The sequence below is a fragment of the Streptomyces sp. DH41 genome (assembly GCF_029813785.1).
GTDB lineage: Bacteria > Actinomycetota > Actinomycetes > Streptomycetales > Streptomycetaceae > Streptomyces.
Genome location: NZ_JARVKY010000002.1, coordinates 530,439 through 547,777, shown reverse-complemented (window position 1 = coordinate 547,777; position 17,339 = coordinate 530,439). Strand labels below are relative to the sequence as shown.

Genomic DNA, 17,339 nt, shown 5'->3' with positions numbered 1-17,339 from the left:
GCCGACCGGGGGAACGAGCCTCGGGCGGAACCTGAGACAATGACGGGCATGGCCTCTGAACGTCCCCGCGTGCTCTCCGGTATCCAGCCGACCTCAGGCTCGTTCCACCTCGGCAACTACCTCGGTGCCGTCCGCCAGTGGGTCGACATGCAGAACACCCACGACGCGTTCTACATGGTCGTCGACCTGCACGCGATCACGGTCCCGCAGGACCCGAAGGAACTCCGCGAGAACACCCGCCTCGCCGTGGCCCAGCTCCTCGCGGCCGGACTCGACCCGGACCGCTGCACGCTGTTCGTGCAGAGCCACGTCCCCGAGCACGCCCAGCTCGGCTGGCTGATGAACTGCATCACCGGCTTCGGCGAGGCGTCCCGGATGACCCAGTTCAAGGACAAGTCCGCCAAGCAGGGCAGCGACCGCACCACCGTCGGCCTGTTCACGTACCCGATGCTGATGGTCGCCGACATCCTGCTCTACCAGGCCGACCAGGTCCCCGTCGGCGAGGACCAGCGTCAGCACCTGGAGCTGACCCGCGACCTCGCCGACCGCTTCAACCAGACCTACGGCGCCACCTTCACCGTCCCGAGCGCGTACATCCTCAAGGAGACGGCGAAGATCTACGACCTCCAGGACCCGACGGCCAAGATGAGCAAGTCGGCGGCCACCCCCAAGGGCCTGATCAACCTGCTCGACGAGCCGAAGGCCACCGCGAAGAAGGTGAAGAGCGCCGTCACGGACACCGACACCGTGATCCGCTTCGACCGCGAGCACAAGCCCGGCGTCAGCAACCTGCTGTCGATCTACTCCACCCTCACCGGTGCGGAGATCCCGGAGCTGGAGCGGAAGTACGAGGGCAAGGGCTACGGCGCGCTGAAGACGGACCTCGCCGAGGTCGTCGTGGAGTTCGTCACCCCGTTCCGGGAGCGCACCCAGCAGTACCTGGACGACTCGGAGACCCTCGACGCGATCCTCGCCAAGGGCGCGGAGAAGGCGCGTGCCGTCGCCGCGGAGACCCTCGCCCGGGCGTACGACGGGCTGGGCTTCCTGGCCGCCAAGCACTGAGCCGCGGCACCGCCCGGCCCACCGTCCGACCACGGCCCGACCACCGCTTCCGCGCTGATCCCGGAAACCCCGGTGCGCCCCGGCACGCCGCCGTAGCGCTGCACATCACTCCGGTTGCGCCTGCCCCGGGCCGGGTCGTGGCCGTACAGTCGATATCGGGTGTCCGGCACAGCGACATACGACGAGTGACACGTGACGACAGGAGACGACGTGGGGACCGTAACGATCGGCGTGTCGATCGCGGTCCCGGAGCCTCACGGCAGCAAGCTCCAGCAGCTGCGCGCGGACTTCGGTGACGCCGCCGCTCACGGCATCCCCACGCACGTCACCCTGTTGCCGCCGACCGAGGTCGAGGGCGGCGCGCTGCCCGCGATCGAGGCTCACCTGGCCGAGGTGGCGGCGCGCGGCCGGCCCTTCCCGATGCGGCTGTCCGGCACCGGGACCTTCCGCCCGCTGTCGCCCGTGGTCTTCGTCCAGGTGGTCGAGGGCGCCGCGGCCTGCTCCTGGCTGCAGAAGCGCGTCCGCGACACCTCCGGGCCCGTCCCCCGCGAACTGCAGTTCCCGTACCACCCGCACGTCACCGTGGCGCACGGCATCGGGGAAGCGGCGATGGACCGCGCCTACGAGGAGCTGTCCGACTACGAGGCCCAGTGGCCCTGCACCGGCTTCGCGCTCTACGAGCAGGGCGCCGACGGGGTGTGGCGCAAGCTGCGCGAGTTCCCCTTCGGCAGCACCACGGTCCCCCCGCAGGCGGGCCGCGTGGAGAGCGGCTCCGTGCCGGTCCGTTAGATCCTGCCCGAGGCCCGGCCGGCCTCACAGGCCCCGGACGGCCTCACACCGGCAGCCGGCGGAAGACCGCCCGCGGCAGATGCCGCAGCGCCGACATCACCACGCGCAGCGCACCGGGCACCCACACCGTCTCCGAACGCCGTCGCAACCCCACCTCGATGGCCGTGGCGACCGCCTCGGGCGTCGTGGCGAGCGGCGCCTCCTCCAACCCGGCGGTCATCCGCGACCGCACGAACCCGGGACGTACGACCATGACGTGCACGCCGGTGCCGTGCAGCGCGTCGCCGAGGCCCTGCGCGAAGGCGTCCAGGCCTGCCTTGCTGGAGCCGTAGATGAAGTTGGCGCGGCGGGCCCGCTCCCCGGCCACCGAGGAGAGCACCACCAGGGAGCCGTGGCCCTGCGCCTGGAGCGCGCGGGCGCTGACCAGGCCGGCCGAGACCGCGCCGGTGTAGTTGGTCTGCGCGACCCGTACGGCGTTCAGCGGCTCGCGCTCGTCGTGCGCCTGGTCGCCCAGGACGCCGAAGGCCAGCAGCACCAGGTCGATGTCGCCCTCGGCGAAGACCTTGCCGAGGGCCGCTTCGTGGGACTCGGTCTCGAGCGCGTCGAAGGCGACGGTGCGCACCTCGGCGCCGAGACCGCGCAGCCGCTCGGCGGCCTCGTCCAGCGCGGGGGAGGGGCGGCCGGCCAGCCAGACGGTGCGGGTGCGGCGGGCGACCAGACGGCGCGCGGTGGCGAGCGCGATCTCGGACGTACCGCCGAGGACGAGAAGGGACTGGGGAATGCCGAAGGCGTCCTTCACGACAGGCTCCTGGGGGTTTGTGGAGGAAGGGTCCTGGAGGGGGCCCGAAGGGGCTCCTAGAGGCCGAGGCGCCGGGACAGGTCGGAGACGAACACCCCGCGCGGGTCCAGCTCAGCGCGCAGCGCGCGGAAGTCGTCCAGGCGCGGGTACATCGAGGCGAGCAGCTCCGGCCGCAGCCGGGAGTCCTTGGCGAGGTAGACCCGGCCGCCGGCCGCCGCCACCTCCTCGTCGAGGCCGTCGAGGAAGGAACCGAGGCCCGGCAGCCCCGCCGGGATGTCCAGGGCCAGGGTCCAGCCGGGCACCGGGAAGGAGAGCCAGCCCGGGTCGGCCTCACCGAACCGCTTGAGGACGGCGAGGAAGGACGGGCAGCGGTGCTCGGCGATGCGCCGCACGATCCGGCGCAGGGCGTCCTCCCGGCCGTGCCCGACGACGAACTGGTACTGCACGAAGCCGCCGCGGCCGTAGATCCGGTTCCAGTGCGGGACCCCGTCCAGCGGATGGAAGAAGGTGGAGATCCGCTGGAGCTGCCCGGTCCGCCCGCGGGGGGCCTTGCGGTACCAGAGCTCGTTGAACAGGCCCACCGTCGTCCGGCTGAGCAGCCCGTCCGGGACGAGGTCGGGGGCGGCCGGGAGACGGGAGGTGCGGAAGGCCAGGGGCGCCCGCCGCGCACGGGAACGGGCGGGCAGCGCGTCCAGCGGGGCGTGGTCGCCCCGGGTGAGCACCGCGCGGCCGGTCGCGGCGCCGCGTGCGAGGAGGTCGATCCAGGCGACCGAGTAGCGGTAACGGTGGTCGCCCGCCGTCAGCCGGGCCATCAGGTCGTCCAGGTCGGCGGCGCGCTCGGTGTCGACCGACATCAGCGCGGTCTCGACCGGCTGGAGCCGCACGGTCGCGGTGAGGATCACACCGGTCAGGCCCATGCCGCCGGCGGTCGCGTCGAACAGCGGCGTGCCCCGGTCCACGGTGCGGACCCGGCCGTCGGCGGTGAGCAGCTCGAACGAGAGCACGTGCCGGGCGAAGGAGCCCGACACGTGGTGGTTCTTGCCGTGGATGTCCGCGCCGATCGCCCCGCCGACCGTCACATAGCGGGTGCCGGGCGTCACCGGCACGAACCAGCCGAGCGGCAGCAGCACCTCCATCAGCCGGTGCAGGGAGACTCCCGCGTCGCAGAGCACGGTGCCGCCGTCGACGTCGATGGCGTGGACGCGGTCCAGGGCCGTCATGTCGAGCACGTCGCCCCCCGCGTTCTGCGCGGCGTCCCCGTACGCCCGCCCCAGGCCCCTCGGGATGCCACCGCGGGCCCCGCAGTCCCGGACGGCGACGGCGGCCTCCTCGTACGTCCGCGGGCGGACCAGCCGGGCGGCGGTGGGCGCGGTGCGGCCCCAGCCGGTGACGGGACCCCAACCGGCGTCGGGATCCGAGTCGGCGTCGGGAACGGTGTCGGCAGACATGCCGGTGACCGTATCGCCACTATGCGAACGATTAGTTCCAAAACATTCTGCCCGTCCCTGAAACGGGTGATTAATGGTATGTCGCTCGATCATGCCGGACTTCCGGAGCCGTTGGCGTGAACAGTGAGTCCACATGGACGACCTCGACATGGACCACCGGATCGTGACGGCGCTCAGAGCCTGCGGCACGGACCCGCGCGTGGCCGGTGCCGCGCGTGCCCTGTCCTGGGCCGGGGAGCACGGAGCGGTGTGGCTCGCGGCGGGCCTCGCCTCAGCCGCCGTGGACGGCACGCGGCGCGCGGCCTGGCTGCGCGGTACCGCGCTCACCGCGGGCGCGCACGTCGTCAGCATGGGTCTCAAGCGCGTCGTGCGCCGCCCGCGCCCGGCACACGTCGTGCCCTTGGTGCGCACCGCCGGCCGGCACTCCTTCCCCAGCTCCCACGCCACCTCGGCCGCGGCGGCCGCCGTCGCCTTCGGCGCGCTCGGTGTCCACGCCGCCTGGCCGCTCGCCGCCGCGGTGTGCGCCTCCCGGCTGGTCGTCGGCGTCCACTACCCCTCGGACGTCGCCGCGGGCGCGGCCCTGGGCGCGCTCACGGCCCGGCTCGGCGCCGGCTGGATGCGCGGAGGCACCCGTGACTGACATGGCCGTCCTGCGGCAACGCGCCCCCGAACAGCGGCGGGAGCCCGCCCCGCCCCGTGGGAAAGGGCTCCTGGCCGGCCTGTTCCGGACCGCGCGCCCCCGCCAGTGGATCAAGAACGTCCTGGTGGTCGCGGCCCCGGCCGCCGCAGGTGAGCTGTTCTCCCGGCACGCGCTCACCCAGCTGGCCCTGGTCTTCGTCCTGTTCACCGCCTGCGCCGCCGCCGTCTACCTGGTCAACGACGCCCGCGACGCCGAGGCCGACCGTGCCCACCCGGTCAAACGGCACCGCCCGGTCGCCGCCGGACAGGTCCCGGTGCCGGTCGCGTACGCCGTCGGCGGCGCCCTGGGCGTCCTCGCGCCCCTCGCCGCGGCCTGGCTGTGCCCGAGGCCCGTCGCGGCCCTGCTGACCGCCTACCTCGCGATGCAACTGGCGTACTGCGTCAGCCTCAAGCACGTCCTGGTCGTCGACCTCGCCGTCGTCACCACCGGCTTCCTGATGCGGGCGATGATCGGCGGACTCGCGCTCGGTATCCCCCTGTCGCGCTGGTTCCTCATCACGACCGGTTTCGGCGCGCTGTTCATGGTCGCCGCCAAGCGCTACTCCGAAGCCGTCCAGATGGCCGAAAAGGACGGTGCCACGCGCGCGCTGCTCACCGAGTACACCACCGGCTACCTCCGCTTCGTGTGGCAGCTCGCGGCCGGCGTCGCCGTCCTCGGCTACTGCATGTGGGCCATGGAGGAGGGCGGCGTCCCGCACACCAGCGTGCTGCCCTGGCGCCAGCTGTCCATGGTCGCCTTCGTCCTCGCCGTCCTGCGGTACGCCGTCTTCGCCGACCGGGGCACCGCCGGCGAACCCGAGGACGTCGTCCTGCGCGACCGGGCGCTCGCGCTGATCGGCGTGGTGTGGGTGGCGATGTACGGCCTGGCGGTGGCCAATTGGTAGCCGGACGGCGCGAGCTGCTCGGCTTCGCCTCCGTCGGCCTGCTCGCCTACGCCGTCGACCTCGGCCTCTTCACCTGGCTGCGCGGCCCGGCCGGTCTCGGCCCGCTCACCGCCAAGGCCCTCTCCTTCGTCGCCGGCTGCTCCGTGGCCTACACGGGCAACGCGCTGGGCACCTACCGGCACGCCCGACCGCGGGGCCTGCGCCCGTACGCCGTGTTCTTCGCGGTCAACGCCGCCGGAGCCGCCGTACAGCTGCTGTGCCTGGCCGTCAGCCACTACGGCCTCGGACTCACCTCGCAGCGCGCCGACACGGTCTCCGGCGCGGGAATCGGCATGGTCCTGGCCACGATCCTGCGTTTTTGGGGCACAAGAACCCTGGTCTTCCGTACCGGGGCAGGAACCGGTGACACGACGGGATCATGGACCGGGGCGAGCGGGGGCAGGGTCGGATCATGGACTGGCTGAAGAAGCTCCCCGTGGTGGGCCCGTGGGCGGCGCGGGGGATGACCACGCACGCGTGGCGCTCGTACGAGCGGCTGGACCGGGTGAAGTGGACGCGGCTGGCCGCCGCCATGACCTTCACCAGCTTCGTCGCGCTCTTCCCGCTGCTCAGCCTGGCAGCCGCCGTCGCCGCCGCCACGCTCGACGAGGACCAGCAGGGCCGGCTCCAGGACACGATCGCCGAGCAGATCCCCGGAATCGCCGACCAGCTGAACATCCAGGGCCTGATCGACAACGCCGGCACCGTGGGCCTCATCGCAGGCGCCCTGCTCCTCTTCACCGGCATCGGCTGGGTCGACGCCACCCGGGGCTGCCTGCGTGCCGTCTGGGAGCTGCCCGACGAGGAGGAGAACCCGGTGGTGCACCGGGCCAAGGACGCCGGCGTCCTCGTCGGTCTGGGCGGCGCCCTCCTGGTCACCGTCGCCATCTCCACCGTCGCCTCGGCGCTGGTCGGCTGGATCATCCGGCAGCTCGGCATCGCCGAGGGCGGCTTCGGCGGGGTGCTGCTCTACGTCGCCGCGTTCGTCGTCGCCGTACTCGCCGACTTCCTCCTGCTGCTGTACGTCCTGACCCTGCTCCCCGGCGTCCAGCCCCCGCGCCGCCGCCTGATGGTGGCCGCGCTGATCGGCGCGATCGGCTTCGAGCTGCTGAAACTGCTGCTGAGCGGCTACATGCAGGGCGTCGCCGCCAAGAGCATGTACGGCGCCTTCGGCGTCCCCGTCGCCCTGCTGCTGTGGATCAACTTCACCTCGAAGCTGGTGCTGTTCTGCGCCGCCTGGACGGCGACGGGGAGCAAGGAGGAGGAGCTGACGGAAACGGACGGGCCGGACGTCACGGGCGCGTCCGGCGACGGACCAGGTCCGGCAGCGGCCACTTCCGGTTGATCAGGAACGCGCCGCCCGCGAGCAGGACCAGCAGACCGGCGGTGATACCGGCCGCGACGCCGACACCGCTGGAGCCGTCCGCGGCCGGGGCGCCCGCCACCGGCTTCGCGCCCGCCGCGCCCTTCCCGGTGCCGCCGGCCTCCCCCGAGGCGGCCGGAGCGGGTCGCGGGCTCGCCTGGGCGGCGCTCCTCGGCGGCACCAGCTCACCCACCGGCTCCACCTTGCCGGCCGCCTTGAAACCCCAGTCGAACAGGCGGGCGGTCTCCTTGTAGACCTCGTTGTGCTCGTCCTTCTCCGGGTTCATGACCGTGACGAGCAGCACCTTGCCGCCCTGCTCGGCGACGCCCGTGAAGGTGTAGCCCGCGTTGGTGGTGTAGCCGTTCTTCACGCCCGCGATGCCCGGGTAGACGCTCACGTCCGAGTCGCCGCCGGACAGCAGCCGGTTGGTGTTCTGGATCTCGAAGGACTCGCGGGACGTCTTGCCCTTCTTGTCCTTCTTCGTCTCGCCCGGGAACTTCGCGCGGACCGTCGAGGCGTACTCGCGGAAGTCCTTCTTCTGCAGCCCGGAGCGGGCGAAGAGCGTCAGGTCGTACGCGGAGGAGACCTGCCGCGGCGCGTCGTAGCCGTCGGGGCTGACCACGGTCGTGTCGAGGGCCTGGAGCTCCTCGGCGTGCTCGTTCATGTCCTCGACGGTCTTGTCGACACCGCCGTTCATCGCGGACAGCACGTGCACCGCGTCGTTGCCGGAACGCAGGAAGACACCGAGCCACAGGTCGTGGACGGTGTAGGTCTCCTCCTCCTTGATCCCGACCATGCTGGAGCCGGCGCCGACGCCCGCGAGGTCCGAGGGGACGACCTTGTGCTCGGTCGTCTTCGGCCACTTCGGCAGCAGCGTGTCGGCGAACAGCATCTTCAGCGTGCTCGCCGGGGCCAGCCGCCAGTGCGCGTTGTGCGCGGCGAGCACGTCGCCGGACTCGGCGTCGGCCACGATCCAGGAACGGGCGGTGAGGTCCTTCGGCAGCACGGGCGCCCCGCCCGCCAGATCCACCTGCGTCCCGGGCTTCCCGAGCCGCGCGCCGCCCACGGCGGACATCGACGCGGGAGGAGTGGCCGACGGACTGGCCGAGGGACCGGCCGACGGGTTCGCCGTGGGGCCCGGGGCGGCGAGCGCGGTGGGCGTGAGGAGCGCGAGAGCGGTCAGGGCGGCGGAGGTGACCAACAGGGATCGCCTGACGGCCTTCTGGGGTGCGGGCACGAGCGAGAACGTACCTCCCGGGAGCGGCACGCTCCCACCCCCCTCCCCACCCCGGGCACGGATCCGGACACGGGGCGGCGATACTGAAGGCATGAAGCTCAGCCGCCCCGTCTCCTGGTTCCTGCTCGCTTTCGGGGTGTGGAGCTGGATCATCTGGATCACTTTCGTCAAAAATCTGATCAAGGACAGCAGCGGGCTCGCCTTCGAGGACGGCGACCCCACGGCGTACTTCTGGGTGCACCTGCTGCTCGCCGTCGTCTCCTTCGTATTGGGGACGGTCGTCGGGCTCATCGGGTTGCGCTCGGTGCGCCTGCTGCGCCGAAGGTCATAGACGTCACGGACGTCACAACCGAGGGGATACGACGGCATGGTGGTCGTCTTCGCGCTTGTCGCGGTGGCAGTGGTGAGCGTGCTGGTGGCGGCCAACTGGTACGTGTGGCGGCGCCTTTTCCGCGACACGACCCGGGGCCCCGGCCCCGTGCGCCGTATCGGCGCGGTGGTGATCGCCGGGGGCTGGTCGCTGGCCGTCGGCACGATGGTCGCCGGGAACGTGGGCGCGCCGTTCTGGCTCGAGCGGATTCTGGCCTGGCCGGGTTACCTGTGGCTGGCCCTGTCGCTCTACCTGCTGCTGGCGGTGCTCGTGGGCGAGGTCGTCCGTCCGCTGCTGCGGCGGTTCCTGGAGCGGCGGGCGGCCGGGCGGCAGGCGGGTGCGGAGCCGACGCCGGAGCCGGAGCCGCTGAGGACCCCGGCCGTCGACACGGAGCGCATACCGGCCGGAACGGCCCCGCCCAAGACAGCCGAGGAGTCCGGAACAGGCGAGAAGCCCGAAACCCCCGGGGAGCCTGGAACAGCCGGGAAGCCTGAGGCGCCGGCCCCGAGCGCCGCCGCCGGTGACGGCCCGTCCGAGCGTCCTGACGCCCTCCCCTCCCGCCGTCTCTTCGTCTCCCGCGTCGTCGCCGGTGCCGCCGCCGCGGCGGCCGTCGGGACGGTCGGCTACGGGACGTACGGCGTGCTGAACGGCCCGACGGTGAAGCGGGTCACCGTGCCGCTGGCCAAGCTCCCGCGCGCGGCGCACGGTTTCCGCATCGCCGTGGTCAGCGACGTCCACCTCGGCCCGGTGCTGGGCCGCGGCTTCGCGCAGACGGTCGTCGACACGATCAACTCCACGCAGCCCGACCTCATCGCCGTGGTCGGCGACCTGGTGGACGGCAGCGTGAAGGACCTCGGCCCGGCGGCGGCCCCGCTGGCCCAGCTGAAGGCCCGGCACGGCTCGTACTTCGTCACCGGCAACCACGAGTACTTCTCCGGCGCCGAGCAGTGGGTCGACGAGGTACGGCGGCTCGGCCTGCTCCCGCTGGAGAACGCGCGTACCGAGCTGCCCCACTTCGACCTCGCCGGCGTCAACGACGTGGCGGGCGAGGACGAGGGCCAGGGCCCCGACTACGCCAAGGCCCTCGGCGACCGGGACCGGGCACGCGCGTGCGTGCTCCTCGCCCACCAGCCGGTGCAGATCCACGACGCCGTCGACCACGGCGTCGACCTCCAGCTCTCCGGCCACACCCACGGCGGCCAGCTCTGGCCCGGCAGCCTCCTCGCCGGCCTCGCCAACCCCACCGTCGCGGGCCTGGAGCGCTACGGCGACACCCAGCTGTACGTCAGCCGCGGCGCGGGCGCCTGGGGCCCGCCCACGCGCGTGGGGGCGGAGTCGGACATCACGGTGATCGAGCTGGCCTCACCGAAGGCCTAGGACCCGTTCCGCGGGCCCTTCTCGGGGGCGTCGTCCCCAGGAGGGTCCTCGGGAACGTCCTCGGGGGGCGCCGTCCGCTTCGCCGGGTCCGGGAGCGCCTTGGTCATCCCGGGCAGGAAGTCCGTGAACAGTTCGTGTACTTCGCGCACCAGCGGGCGCAGCACCCGGAAGCGGGCCAGCACGACGCCGCGCGCGGTGAGCCGGGCGCCGCGTTCGGCGAGGCGGTAGCTGCGCTCGCGCCCCTCCGTGCGGTCGAAGATCCAGTACAGGACGAGGCCCATCTGGGAGAGCCACATCAACTCGGGCAGGATGTCCCGCAGCTCCGCGGGCACCTTGGTTCTCGCGCCCGCCAGGACCTGCCGGTGGACGTTGATGGCCTCCACGCGCGCGTGCTCCGACTCCGGGGAGAAGGGGCTGAGCGGGCTGTCCGGGTCGGCCGCGTTCTTGAAGAACTGCACGGCGAACTCGTGGTACGGCGTCGCGATGTCCAGCCAGACCTTCAGCACGCCGGCCAGCCGTGCCTCCAGGTCGGTCTCCCGGGCCAGGACCTCCCGGACCGCCGCCTGGTGCTCGGCGGCGATCCGGTCGTAGAAGCCCTGGATCAGGTGCTCCTTGCCGGCGAAGTAGTAGTACGCGTTGCCGACGGAGACCCCGGCCTCCTGGGCGATGGCCCGCATGGTCGTCCGGTCGTAGCCGCGTTCCTGGAAGAGCCGCATGGCCGTCTCCAGGATCAGCGCGCGGGTCTGCTCGGACTTGCTGAGGGGGGCTCCGTCGTCGGGGCCGTCGTTCTTCGCAGGCACGGGAGCGAGCCTAACGACTGGCACAGGCGCCGTCGTCGCAGCCCGGTCCGGTGTACAGCCATCCCTTGCCGGGTTCGTACGCCCACCCGTCGGCCCGGCGGTAGGCCCGGCCGCCGAACCGCGCGCCCCGCCACTTGGCGGCGGCCAGGACGGCGCCCCGGGCCAGCACGGCCCCGGTGGGCGTGCTGAGCCGGTGGGCGAGCGGGCGGTGCTCGCGCAGTGCCCACAGGACGACGACCCAGGCGGCGGCGCCCCGGTAGACCTGACCGGCGTCGGCCACGACGGTGACCTCGTCGAGGGTGGTGGCGTGGTCGAGGCCGGGCAAGCGCCGGCGTGCCTCGTCGGAGCCGGCCGGGACCAGCTCCATCGGCACCAGCCGCCGCTGCCGCAGCAGCCAGTCCCGTACATGGGCGCACAGGGAGCACTCGGCGTCGTAGAGGACGGTGAGCCGGCGTACCGGGGCGCCGGCCGTCGCGGGAGCGGGGGACGTCGGATACGCCGGTGAGGTCGCTGTCGTCCGTGACATCGGCTCAGGCACCGGCCGTCGGGGCCACCCAGCCCTGCGGCGGGACCGGTGGGATCTGCTCCCGCTCCATCATCCCGCGCCGCCGGATCCGGTTGAGGACGTACACGTTGCCCAGGTGCATCACGCCGAGCACCAGGAGCACCACGCCCAGCTTGGTCGAGAGCGCCTCGAAGATCTGGCGGGTGTCGGCGATGGTCTTGTCGCCGCTCAGGTAGAGGGCGACGAAGCCGAGGTTGACGAGGTAGAAGCCGACCACCAGGAGGTGGTTGACGGCGTCGGCGAGCTTCTCGTTGCCGTGCAGCACGTCGGCGAGGAAGACCCGGCCGTTGCGGCTGAGCGTGCGGGCCACCCAGATGGTCAGACCGATGCTGACCAGCAGGTAGATGACGTAGGCGATGACGGTGCGGTCCATGCCCCACCCCTCCTTGAACGCGTTCAAAACGCTGACAGGGGAGACTGTAGACCTGCTTTTGAACGTGTTCAACTCGTGGGGGGAGTGGTCCGCGTCACGGGCGGCGGCCCAGCTCCGGCCGCTTGGAGTAGTCGGTGAGGCCGATGACGTTGCCCCACGGGTCGGCGAACTCGACGGTCCAGCCGGTGGCGACGGGGAAGGGCTCGTCGAGCGGCTCCATCCCCGCGTCGCGCAGGGCCCGGGCCGCGACGCGGGCGTCCGGCACCTCCAGCCACACCCGCGCGGACGGCCACAGCGGCGGCCGCCGGCCGAACTCCTCCTCCACCCGCAGCAGGATGCCCGGCGTCTCGCCGCCGGCCTTCAGCAGTGCGATCCCGGCCTCGTCGAGCCGGAAGGCGACGGGGAAGCCGGCCCGCTCGTAGAAGCCGACGGCCTCGCCGAGATCCCCGACGGGCAGCAGCACGTTGTCGAACCCGAGCAGTTCGTACGACTCATGATCTGACATGACGTCACATTAGGTGCGTACGACGTGAAGTGGGACGGACCCGCTGCGGGGCGGCGGCCGGGTCACCCGCCCGGGCGGATGGCCGTTCCCGGGGCCCGGCTTCTCTTTGTCCGCCGAGTCCTACAGTATGACCGGCAGTTTCCCGTACCTTCCAGGAGTGACACCACCGTGAGCGAGCAGCCGCAGCAGCCGTCCCAGCCGCCCGGTTACGGCTACCCGAACCAGGGCCCCGGCGCGGCCGACAAGGCCGGCCCCTACGGCTACCCGCAGGGTGGCCCCCAGCAGCCCCCCGGCGGCTACCAGCAGCCGGGTTACCAGCAGCCCGGGTACCAGCAGCCCCCCGGCGGCTACCAGGCCCCCGGATACCAGCAGGCGCCCGGCCCCTACGGCGGCGGCGACCCCAACGCGCTCTACGGCTACGACCCCTACGGGCGCCCGTACTCCGAGAAGTCGAAGATAGTCGCCGGCGTACTCCAGCTCTTCCTCGGCAGCTTCGGCATCGGCCGCTTCTACGTCGGTCACGTCGGCATGGGCATAGCCCAGCTGTTCACCTGCGGCGGCCTCGGTATCTGGGCGCTGGTCGACGCCATCGTGTACCTCGTCAGCAACGACCGTACGGACGCCCAGGGACGGATCCTGCGTGGCTGACGCGGCCCCTCCCGCGCCACCCGCGGGGCGGCGCCTGCCGCGGCACCCCGCGGCGGCACCCCTCGCGGTGCTCGTCGCGGGCGCCGCGGGCGCCGGGTACCTGTGGTTCACCGACCCGCACGAGTCAGGCCACCTCCTGCCGCAGTGCCCGTTCCGGTTCGTCACGGGACTGCTCTGTCCGGCCTGCGGCGGCACGCGCATGACGTACGACCTGATGCACGGTCACCTCACCGCGGCCTGGCTGGACAACCGCGCCCTGCTGCTCGCCGCGCCGTTCGCGCTGGCGCTGTGGGGCCGCTGGACGGTGGAGGGCCTGCGCGGCCGCTCCTGGAGGCCCCGGATCGCCCCGTGGGGCCAGGTGCTGATCCTGGTGACGGCGGTGGCCTGGACGGTGGCGCGCAACCTCGTTTGAGACGCCGTGACGCCGTGACGCCGTGACGCCGTCAGGCCGTGTTGCCGACCGGGAGATCACGGAATGGGAACGTTAGATCGAATCCACTCCCGCCGGCCCCACCCGTCTCTCTATGCTCCTCACGCACAGGGGGGACGGCCACGTCATCACCGCGTGGACCGCCGTGCATGGTCAGTGTGCGATCAGCGGAGTTCCTTCCTGGGCCGCCGGGCCATCCGTCCCGGCCCGTCCCACATCTCCCCAGGAGCACCATCATGACCGTCCCTCCGAACCCCGCCGCGCCCTACGGCTACGACCCGCAGGGCCGCCCGTACTCCGAGAAGTCGAAGATCGTCGCCGGTATCCTCCAGCTCTTCCTGGGCACCCTGGGCATCGGCCGCTTCTACGTCGGCTCCGTCGGCGTCGGTGTCGCCCAGCTGCTGACCTGCGGTGGCCTGGGCTTCTGGGCGCTGATCGACGGCATCATGTTCCTGGTCAGCAAGGACCGCACCGACAAGGAGGGCCGCGTGCTGCGCGGCTGACGCTGACGTATCAGGGCCTGGGGGTACGGTCGCGGGCCCTGACCGGCGCGAAGACAGAACAAAGCGGCACCACCGATCGACGCGGTGGTGCCGCCGCCCGTTGAAACGGGCCCGTGACCGTCAGTCCTGGCCGGGTGCGGGCCTGTGCCGTCCGGCGGCGAGGATCTCGGCGACGTCCAGGGTGACCTCGGCGCCGAGGGAGCCGGGGAGGGTGACGGTCTCACCGGGGGAGTGGACGCGGTGGGTGGAGTAGTCGGCGCAGTCCGGGTCGGTGAGGACGTGCAGGCGCTGGTGCTTGCGGTCGACGATCACGTAGACGGGGACCATGGCGGCGGCGTAGGCGGTGACCTTGGCCTTGAGGTCGTTCTTCCAGTTGCTGGAGGTGACCTCCAGGACGAGGCGGAAGCAGACCGGGTCGTAGCAGTTGTTCTCGATGAGGTGGTCGTCGATGTCGGCGTCCACGATCACCAGGTCCGGGATCGCGTAGTCCTCGGTGTCGGTGGTCAGCCAAATGCCGACGTTCTGGTGTACTTCCGTATCGCCGTCGTCCAGGCCCGCCGCGATGAATGGGCGCATGAGTTTGTTCAGGGCCCGCGAGTGCGGAACGTCCGGGGGCGGGGTCGTGACGAGCTGGCCTCCGATGATCTCGACGCGGTAGCCCGGATTGCGGTCCATGATGCGGTTCGCCTCCGCGATCAACGGAAGGTCGCCGTGGGGCAGCTCTACGGATGCTGCGGACATCGCGTGCCTCCTAGGCGCTGGTGTCGAGGCCATCATCTTAGGACGGAGGGTAGCCGTACGGCCCGTCGCCGACGGGTTCACCCGATGGTGTGGCATATGCCAGAGGGCCCCGTTTCCAGGGGAAACGGGGCCCTCACAGCCGTGAACCGGCGTACACCGACGGGGTCAGAAGCGGCGCGTGATGAGCGCTCGCTTCACCTCCGCGATCGCCTTGGTGACCTCGATACCGCGCGGGCAGGCGTCCGTGCAGTTGAAGGTCGTGCGGCAGCGCCAGACGCCGTCGCGGTCGTTGAGGATCTCCAGCCGCTGCTCGCCGGCCTCGTCACGCGAGTCGAAGATGAAGCGGTGGGCGTTGACGATGGCCGCCGGGCCGAAGTACTGCCCGTCGTTCCAGAACACCGGGCACGAGGACGTGCAGGCGGCGCACAGGATGCACTTCGTCGTGTCGTCGAAGCGCTCGCGGTCCTCGGCGCTCTGGAGGCGCTCACGCGTCGGCTCGTTGGTGTCCTTCGTGATCAGGAAGGGCATCACGTCCCGGTACGCCTGGAAGAACGGCTCCATGTCGACGACCAGGTCCTTGAGGACCGTCAGGCCCTTGATGGCCTCGACCGTGATCGGCTTCTCGGGGCTGAGGTCCTTGATCAGCGTCTTGCAGGCGAGCCGGTTCTTGCCGTTGATCCGCATGGCGTCCGACCCGCAGATGCCGTGCGCGCAGGAGCGGCGGAACGTGAGCGTCCCGTCGAGGTCCCACTTGATCTTGTGCAGCGCGTCGAGGACGCGCTCCTTCGGGTCGATCTCCAGCTGGAAGTCTTCCCAGGTCGCCTCGGCCGAGACCTCCGGGTTGAACCGGCGGACGCGGAAGGTGACCGTGATGTACGGGGAGTCGGCGAAGCCGGGCTCGGGGGCCTTGTCGCTCTTCTCCATGACAGGGGTAGCCATCAGTACTTACGCTCCATCGGCTGGTAGCGGGTCTGGACGACCGGCTTGTAGTCGAGCCGGATGGACTCGGCGCCGTCGTCGCCCACCTCGCGGTACGCCATGGTGTGGCGCATGAAGTTGACGTCGTCGCGGTTGGGGTAGTCCTCGCGGTAGTGACCGCCGCGCGACTCCTTGCGGGCGAGCGCGGACACCGCCATGACCTCGGCCAGGTCGAGCAGGTTGCCCAGCTCGACGGCCTCCAGCAGGTCGGTGTTGAAGCGCCTGCCCTTGTCCTGGATCGCCACGTTCTTGTAGCGGGCACGCAGTTCGGCGAGCTTCTCCACGGCCGTCTTGATCGTCTGCTCGGTGCGGAAGACCATGACGTTGGCGTCCATGGTCTCCTGCAGCTCACGACGGATCGTGGCCACCCGCTCCGTGCCGGTGGATTCGCGCAGCCGCTCGATCTGCTCGACGACCAGGGACTCCGGGTTCTCCGGCAGCTCGACGAAGTCCGCCTTCTGCGCGTACTCCGCGGCGGCGATGCCGGCCCGCTTGCCGAAGACGTTGATGTCCAGCAGCGAGTTGGTGCCCAGGCGGTTGGCGCCGTGCACCGACACGCAGGCGACCTCGCCGGCCGCGTACAGGCCCGGGACGACGGTGGTGTTGTCGCTGAGGACCTCACCCTCGACGTTGGTCGGGATGCCGCCCATCGCGTAGTGCGCCGTCGGCTGGATCGGGATCGGGTCCGTGTAGGGCTCGATGCCGAGGTAGGTCCGCGCGAACTCCGTGATGTCGGGCAGCTTGGCGTCCAGCTGCTCCGGCGGGAGGTGGGTGAGGTCCAGGAAGACGTGGTCGCCCTCGGGACCGCAGCCGCGGCCCTCGCGGATCTCCGTGTAGATGGAGCGGGAGACGACGTCGCGGGAGGCGAGGTCCTTCATGACCGGCGCGTACTTCTCCATGAAGCGCTCGCCGTCCTTGTTGCGGAGGATGCCGCCCTCACCGCGGGCGCCCTCCGTCAGCAGGATGCCCATGCGCCAGATGCCGGTCGGGTGGAACTGGAAGAACTCCATGTCCTCCAGCGGCAGCCCGCGCCGGTACACGGCGGCCTGGCCGTCACCGGTCAGCGTGTGCGCGTTGGACGTCACCTTGAAGAACTTGCCGGTGCCGCCGGACGCGTAGATCACGGACTTCGCCTGGAAGACGTGGATCTCGCCGGTGGCCAGCTCGTAGGCGACCACACCGGCGGACTTCTTGACGCCGTCGACCTCGGTGATCAGCTGGTCCAGGACGTAGAACTCGTTGAAGAACTCCACGCCCTCCTTGACGCAGTTCTGGTACAGCGTCTGGAGGATCATGTGACCGGTGCGGTCGGCCGCGTAGCAGGAGCGGCGGACCGGCGCCTCACCGTGGTTGCGGGAGTGACCGCCGAAGCGGCGCTGGTCGATCGTGCCGTTCGGCGTCCGGTTGAACGGCAGGCCCATCTTCTCCAGGTCGAGGACCGAGTCGATGGCCTCCTTCGCCAGGATCTCGGCGGCGTCCTGGTCGACCAGGTAGTCACCGCCCTTGACCGTGTCGAAGGTGTGCCACTCCCAGTTGTCCTCCTCCACGTTGGCCAGCGCGGCGGCCATGCCGCCCTGCGCGGCGCCCGTGTGGGAGCGGGTGGGGTAGAGCTTCGTCAGCACGGCGGTGCGGCTGCGCTTCGTCGACTCGATGGCCGCGCGCATGCCGGCGCCACCGGCGCCGACGATGACGGTGTCGTACTTGTGTACCTTCATGATTTTCGCAGCCC

General features: G+C 71.4%; 21 protein-coding genes. 11 read left to right on the top strand and 10 right to left on the bottom strand.

Annotated features, from left to right (window positions below; genetic code table 11):
• Positions 1-48: 48 nt before the first annotated feature.
• Both trpS and QC283_RS05715 read left to right on the top strand, forming a co-directional pair.
• Positions 49-1,062 carry a tryptophan--tRNA ligase gene (gene trpS / locus QC283_RS05720; protein ID WP_279560241.1) on the top strand — a complete coding sequence of 338 codons (1,014 nt, stop codon included), beginning with the start codon at positions 49-51 and terminating at the stop codon, positions 1,060-1,062.
• A gap of 210 nt (positions 1,063-1,272) precedes the next feature.
• Positions 1,273-1,851, top strand: a complete 579-nt coding sequence (locus tag QC283_RS05715) for a 2'-5' RNA ligase family protein (RefSeq protein WP_279560240.1) — start codon at positions 1,273-1,275, stop codon at positions 1,849-1,851.
• A 43-nt stretch (positions 1,852-1,894) separates the two neighbouring features.
• Here the strand turns inward: QC283_RS05715 and QC283_RS05710 are convergent, their stop codons facing one another.
• Positions 1,895-2,650, bottom strand: a complete 756-nt coding sequence (locus tag QC283_RS05710; RefSeq protein WP_279560239.1) for a decaprenylphospho-beta-D-erythro-pentofuranosid-2-ulose 2-reductase — start codon at positions 2,648-2,650, stop codon at positions 1,895-1,897.
• A 56-nt stretch (positions 2,651-2,706) separates the two neighbouring features.
• On the bottom strand, positions 2,707-4,098 hold the full coding sequence (locus QC283_RS05705) for an FAD-binding oxidoreductase (protein WP_279560238.1): 1,392 nt from the start codon (positions 4,096-4,098) through the stop codon (positions 2,707-2,709).
• Positions 4,099-4,231: 133 nt separating this feature from the next.
• On the opposite strand from QC283_RS05705, the gene QC283_RS05700 reads away from it, so the two are divergent.
• Genes QC283_RS05700 through QC283_RS05685 form a run of 4 tightly spaced genes read left to right on the top strand, consistent with a single transcriptional unit; the run spans position 4,232 to position 7,065 of the window.
• Complete coding sequence (locus tag QC283_RS05700) at positions 4,232-4,738, top strand: phosphatase PAP2 family protein (RefSeq protein WP_279560237.1); 507 nt, start codon at positions 4,232-4,234, stop codon at positions 4,736-4,738.
• A 1-nt stretch (position 4,739) separates the two neighbouring features.
• A complete protein-coding gene (locus tag QC283_RS05695) occupies positions 4,740-5,681 on the top strand; it encodes a decaprenyl-phosphate phosphoribosyltransferase (protein WP_279560402.1) in 942 nt (313 codons plus the stop codon).
• Entirely contained in the window at positions 5,675-6,145 is a 471-nt protein-coding gene (locus QC283_RS05690; RefSeq protein WP_279560236.1) for a GtrA family protein, read from the top strand. Before QC283_RS05695 ends, QC283_RS05690 begins: the two co-directional genes overlap by 7 nt.
• On the top strand, positions 6,133-7,065 hold the full coding sequence (locus tag QC283_RS05685; RefSeq protein ID WP_279560235.1) for a YihY/virulence factor BrkB family protein: 933 nt from the start codon (positions 6,133-6,135) through the stop codon (positions 7,063-7,065). Before QC283_RS05690 ends, QC283_RS05685 begins: the two co-directional genes overlap by 13 nt.
• On the opposite strand, the gene QC283_RS05680 is transcribed toward QC283_RS05685, so the two are convergent.
• Complete coding sequence (locus QC283_RS05680) at positions 7,013-8,320, bottom strand: D-alanyl-D-alanine carboxypeptidase family protein (protein ID WP_336620622.1); 1,308 nt, start codon at positions 8,318-8,320, stop codon at positions 7,013-7,015. The two genes, QC283_RS05685 and QC283_RS05680, sit on opposite strands and share 53 nt — an antisense overlap.
• A gap of 91 nt (positions 8,321-8,411) precedes the next feature.
• Here QC283_RS05680 and QC283_RS05675 point away from each other — a divergent pair, with 91 nt between their 5' ends.
• Entirely contained in the window at positions 8,412-8,651 is a 240-nt protein-coding gene (locus tag QC283_RS05675; protein ID WP_279560233.1) for an SCO4848 family membrane protein, read from the top strand.
• A 36-nt stretch (positions 8,652-8,687) separates the two neighbouring features.
• Positions 8,688-10,067 (top strand): metallophosphoesterase, encoded by a 1,380-nt coding sequence (locus QC283_RS05670; protein ID WP_279560232.1) that lies wholly within the window; start codon positions 8,688-8,690, stop codon positions 10,065-10,067.
• On the opposite strand, the gene QC283_RS05665 is transcribed toward QC283_RS05670, so the two are convergent.
• From QC283_RS05665 to QC283_RS05650, 4 genes are all read right to left on the bottom strand, one after another.
• Positions 10,064-10,867, bottom strand: a complete 804-nt coding sequence (locus tag QC283_RS05665; RefSeq protein WP_279560231.1) for a TetR/AcrR family transcriptional regulator — start codon at positions 10,865-10,867, stop codon at positions 10,064-10,066. The genes QC283_RS05670 and QC283_RS05665 overlap by 4 nt on opposite strands.
• A 10-nt stretch (positions 10,868-10,877) precedes the next feature.
• Positions 10,878-11,393 carry a thiol-disulfide oxidoreductase DCC family protein gene (locus tag QC283_RS05660; protein ID WP_279560230.1) on the bottom strand — a complete coding sequence of 172 codons (516 nt, stop codon included), beginning with the start codon at positions 11,391-11,393 and terminating at the stop codon, positions 10,878-10,880.
• Positions 11,394-11,397: 4 nt separating this feature from the next.
• Entirely contained in the window at positions 11,398-11,805 is a 408-nt protein-coding gene (locus QC283_RS05655; RefSeq protein ID WP_279560229.1) for a hypothetical protein, read from the bottom strand.
• Positions 11,806-11,899: 94 nt separating this feature from the next.
• Positions 11,900-12,310 (bottom strand): VOC family protein, encoded by a 411-nt coding sequence (locus QC283_RS05650; protein ID WP_279560228.1) that lies wholly within the window; start codon positions 12,308-12,310, stop codon positions 11,900-11,902.
• A 168-nt stretch (positions 12,311-12,478) separates the two neighbouring features.
• On the opposite strand from QC283_RS05650, the gene QC283_RS05645 reads away from it, so the two are divergent.
• The 3 genes from QC283_RS05645 to QC283_RS05635 all read left to right on the top strand — a co-directional run bounded on the left by QC283_RS05645 (position 12,479) and on the right by QC283_RS05635 (position 13,891).
• Positions 12,479-12,958, top strand: coding sequence for a TM2 domain-containing protein (locus tag QC283_RS05645; RefSeq protein WP_279560227.1), 480 nt, complete (start codon positions 12,479-12,481; stop codon positions 12,956-12,958).
• Positions 12,951-13,370 (top strand): DUF2752 domain-containing protein, encoded by a 420-nt coding sequence (locus QC283_RS05640; protein WP_279560226.1) that lies wholly within the window; start codon positions 12,951-12,953, stop codon positions 13,368-13,370. Before QC283_RS05645 ends, QC283_RS05640 begins: the two co-directional genes overlap by 8 nt.
• A 254-nt stretch (positions 13,371-13,624) precedes the next feature.
• Positions 13,625-13,891, top strand: a complete 267-nt coding sequence (locus QC283_RS05635) for a TM2 domain-containing protein (protein ID WP_279560225.1) — start codon at positions 13,625-13,627, stop codon at positions 13,889-13,891.
• 120 nt (positions 13,892-14,011) lie between these two features.
• Here the strand turns inward: QC283_RS05635 and QC283_RS05630 are convergent, their stop codons facing one another.
• The 3 genes from QC283_RS05630 to sdhA form a co-directional block, all read right to left on the bottom strand.
• Positions 14,012-14,632: a Uma2 family endonuclease gene (locus QC283_RS05630; protein ID WP_279560224.1), complete on the bottom strand. Its 621-nt coding sequence runs from the start codon at positions 14,630-14,632 to the stop codon at positions 14,012-14,014.
• Positions 14,633-14,797: 165 nt separating this feature from the next.
• The gene (locus QC283_RS05625) at positions 14,798-15,571 is read right to left on the bottom strand and encodes a succinate dehydrogenase iron-sulfur subunit (protein ID WP_279560223.1); all 774 of its coding nucleotides are present in this window, start codon (positions 15,569-15,571) and stop codon (positions 14,798-14,800) included.
• The gene (sdhA, locus tag QC283_RS05620; protein ID WP_279560222.1) at positions 15,571-17,325 is read right to left on the bottom strand and encodes a succinate dehydrogenase flavoprotein subunit; all 1,755 of its coding nucleotides are present in this window, start codon (positions 17,323-17,325) and stop codon (positions 15,571-15,573) included. The genes QC283_RS05625 and sdhA overlap by 1 nt, the downstream gene beginning before the upstream one ends.
• Between the last annotated feature and the right edge of the window lie 14 nt (positions 17,326-17,339).

What these genes read in the sequence shown, in the direction of transcription:
- trpS (WP_279560241.1), top strand. Translation starts at nt 49, where the DNA reads ATGGCCTCTGAACGTCCCCGCGTGCTCTCCGGTATCCAGCCGACCTCA.
- QC283_RS05705 (WP_279560238.1), bottom strand. Translation starts at nt 4,098, where the DNA reads ATGTCTGCCGACACCGTTCCCGACGCCGACTCGGATCCCGACGCCGGT.
- QC283_RS05700 (WP_279560237.1), top strand. Translation starts at nt 4,232, where the DNA reads ATGGACGACCTCGACATGGACCACCGGATCGTGACGGCGCTCAGAGCC.
- QC283_RS05695 (WP_279560402.1), top strand. Translation starts at nt 4,740, where the DNA reads ATGGCCGTCCTGCGGCAACGCGCCCCCGAACAGCGGCGGGAGCCCGCC.
- QC283_RS05685 (WP_279560235.1), top strand. Translation starts at nt 6,133, where the DNA reads ATGGACTGGCTGAAGAAGCTCCCCGTGGTGGGCCCGTGGGCGGCGCGG.
- QC283_RS05675 (WP_279560233.1), top strand. Translation starts at nt 8,412, where the DNA reads ATGAAGCTCAGCCGCCCCGTCTCCTGGTTCCTGCTCGCTTTCGGGGTG.
- QC283_RS05670 (WP_279560232.1), top strand. Translation starts at nt 8,688, where the DNA reads ATGGTGGTCGTCTTCGCGCTTGTCGCGGTGGCAGTGGTGAGCGTGCTG.
- QC283_RS05660 (WP_279560230.1), bottom strand. Translation starts at nt 11,393, where the DNA reads ATGTCACGGACGACAGCGACCTCACCGGCGTATCCGACGTCCCCCGCT.
- QC283_RS05655 (WP_279560229.1), bottom strand. Translation starts at nt 11,805, where the DNA reads ATGGACCGCACCGTCATCGCCTACGTCATCTACCTGCTGGTCAGCATC.
- QC283_RS05650 (WP_279560228.1), bottom strand. Translation starts at nt 12,310, where the DNA reads ATGTCAGATCATGAGTCGTACGAACTGCTCGGGTTCGACAACGTGCTG.
- QC283_RS05635 (WP_279560225.1), top strand. Translation starts at nt 13,625, where the DNA reads ATGACCGTCCCTCCGAACCCCGCCGCGCCCTACGGCTACGACCCGCAG.
- QC283_RS05630 (WP_279560224.1), bottom strand. Translation starts at nt 14,632, where the DNA reads ATGTCCGCAGCATCCGTAGAGCTGCCCCACGGCGACCTTCCGTTGATC.
- QC283_RS05625 (WP_279560223.1), bottom strand. Translation starts at nt 15,571, where the DNA reads ATGGCTACCCCTGTCATGGAGAAGAGCGACAAGGCCCCCGAGCCCGGC.
- sdhA (WP_279560222.1), bottom strand. Translation starts at nt 17,325, where the DNA reads ATGAAGGTACACAAGTACGACACCGTCATCGTCGGCGCCGGTGGCGCC.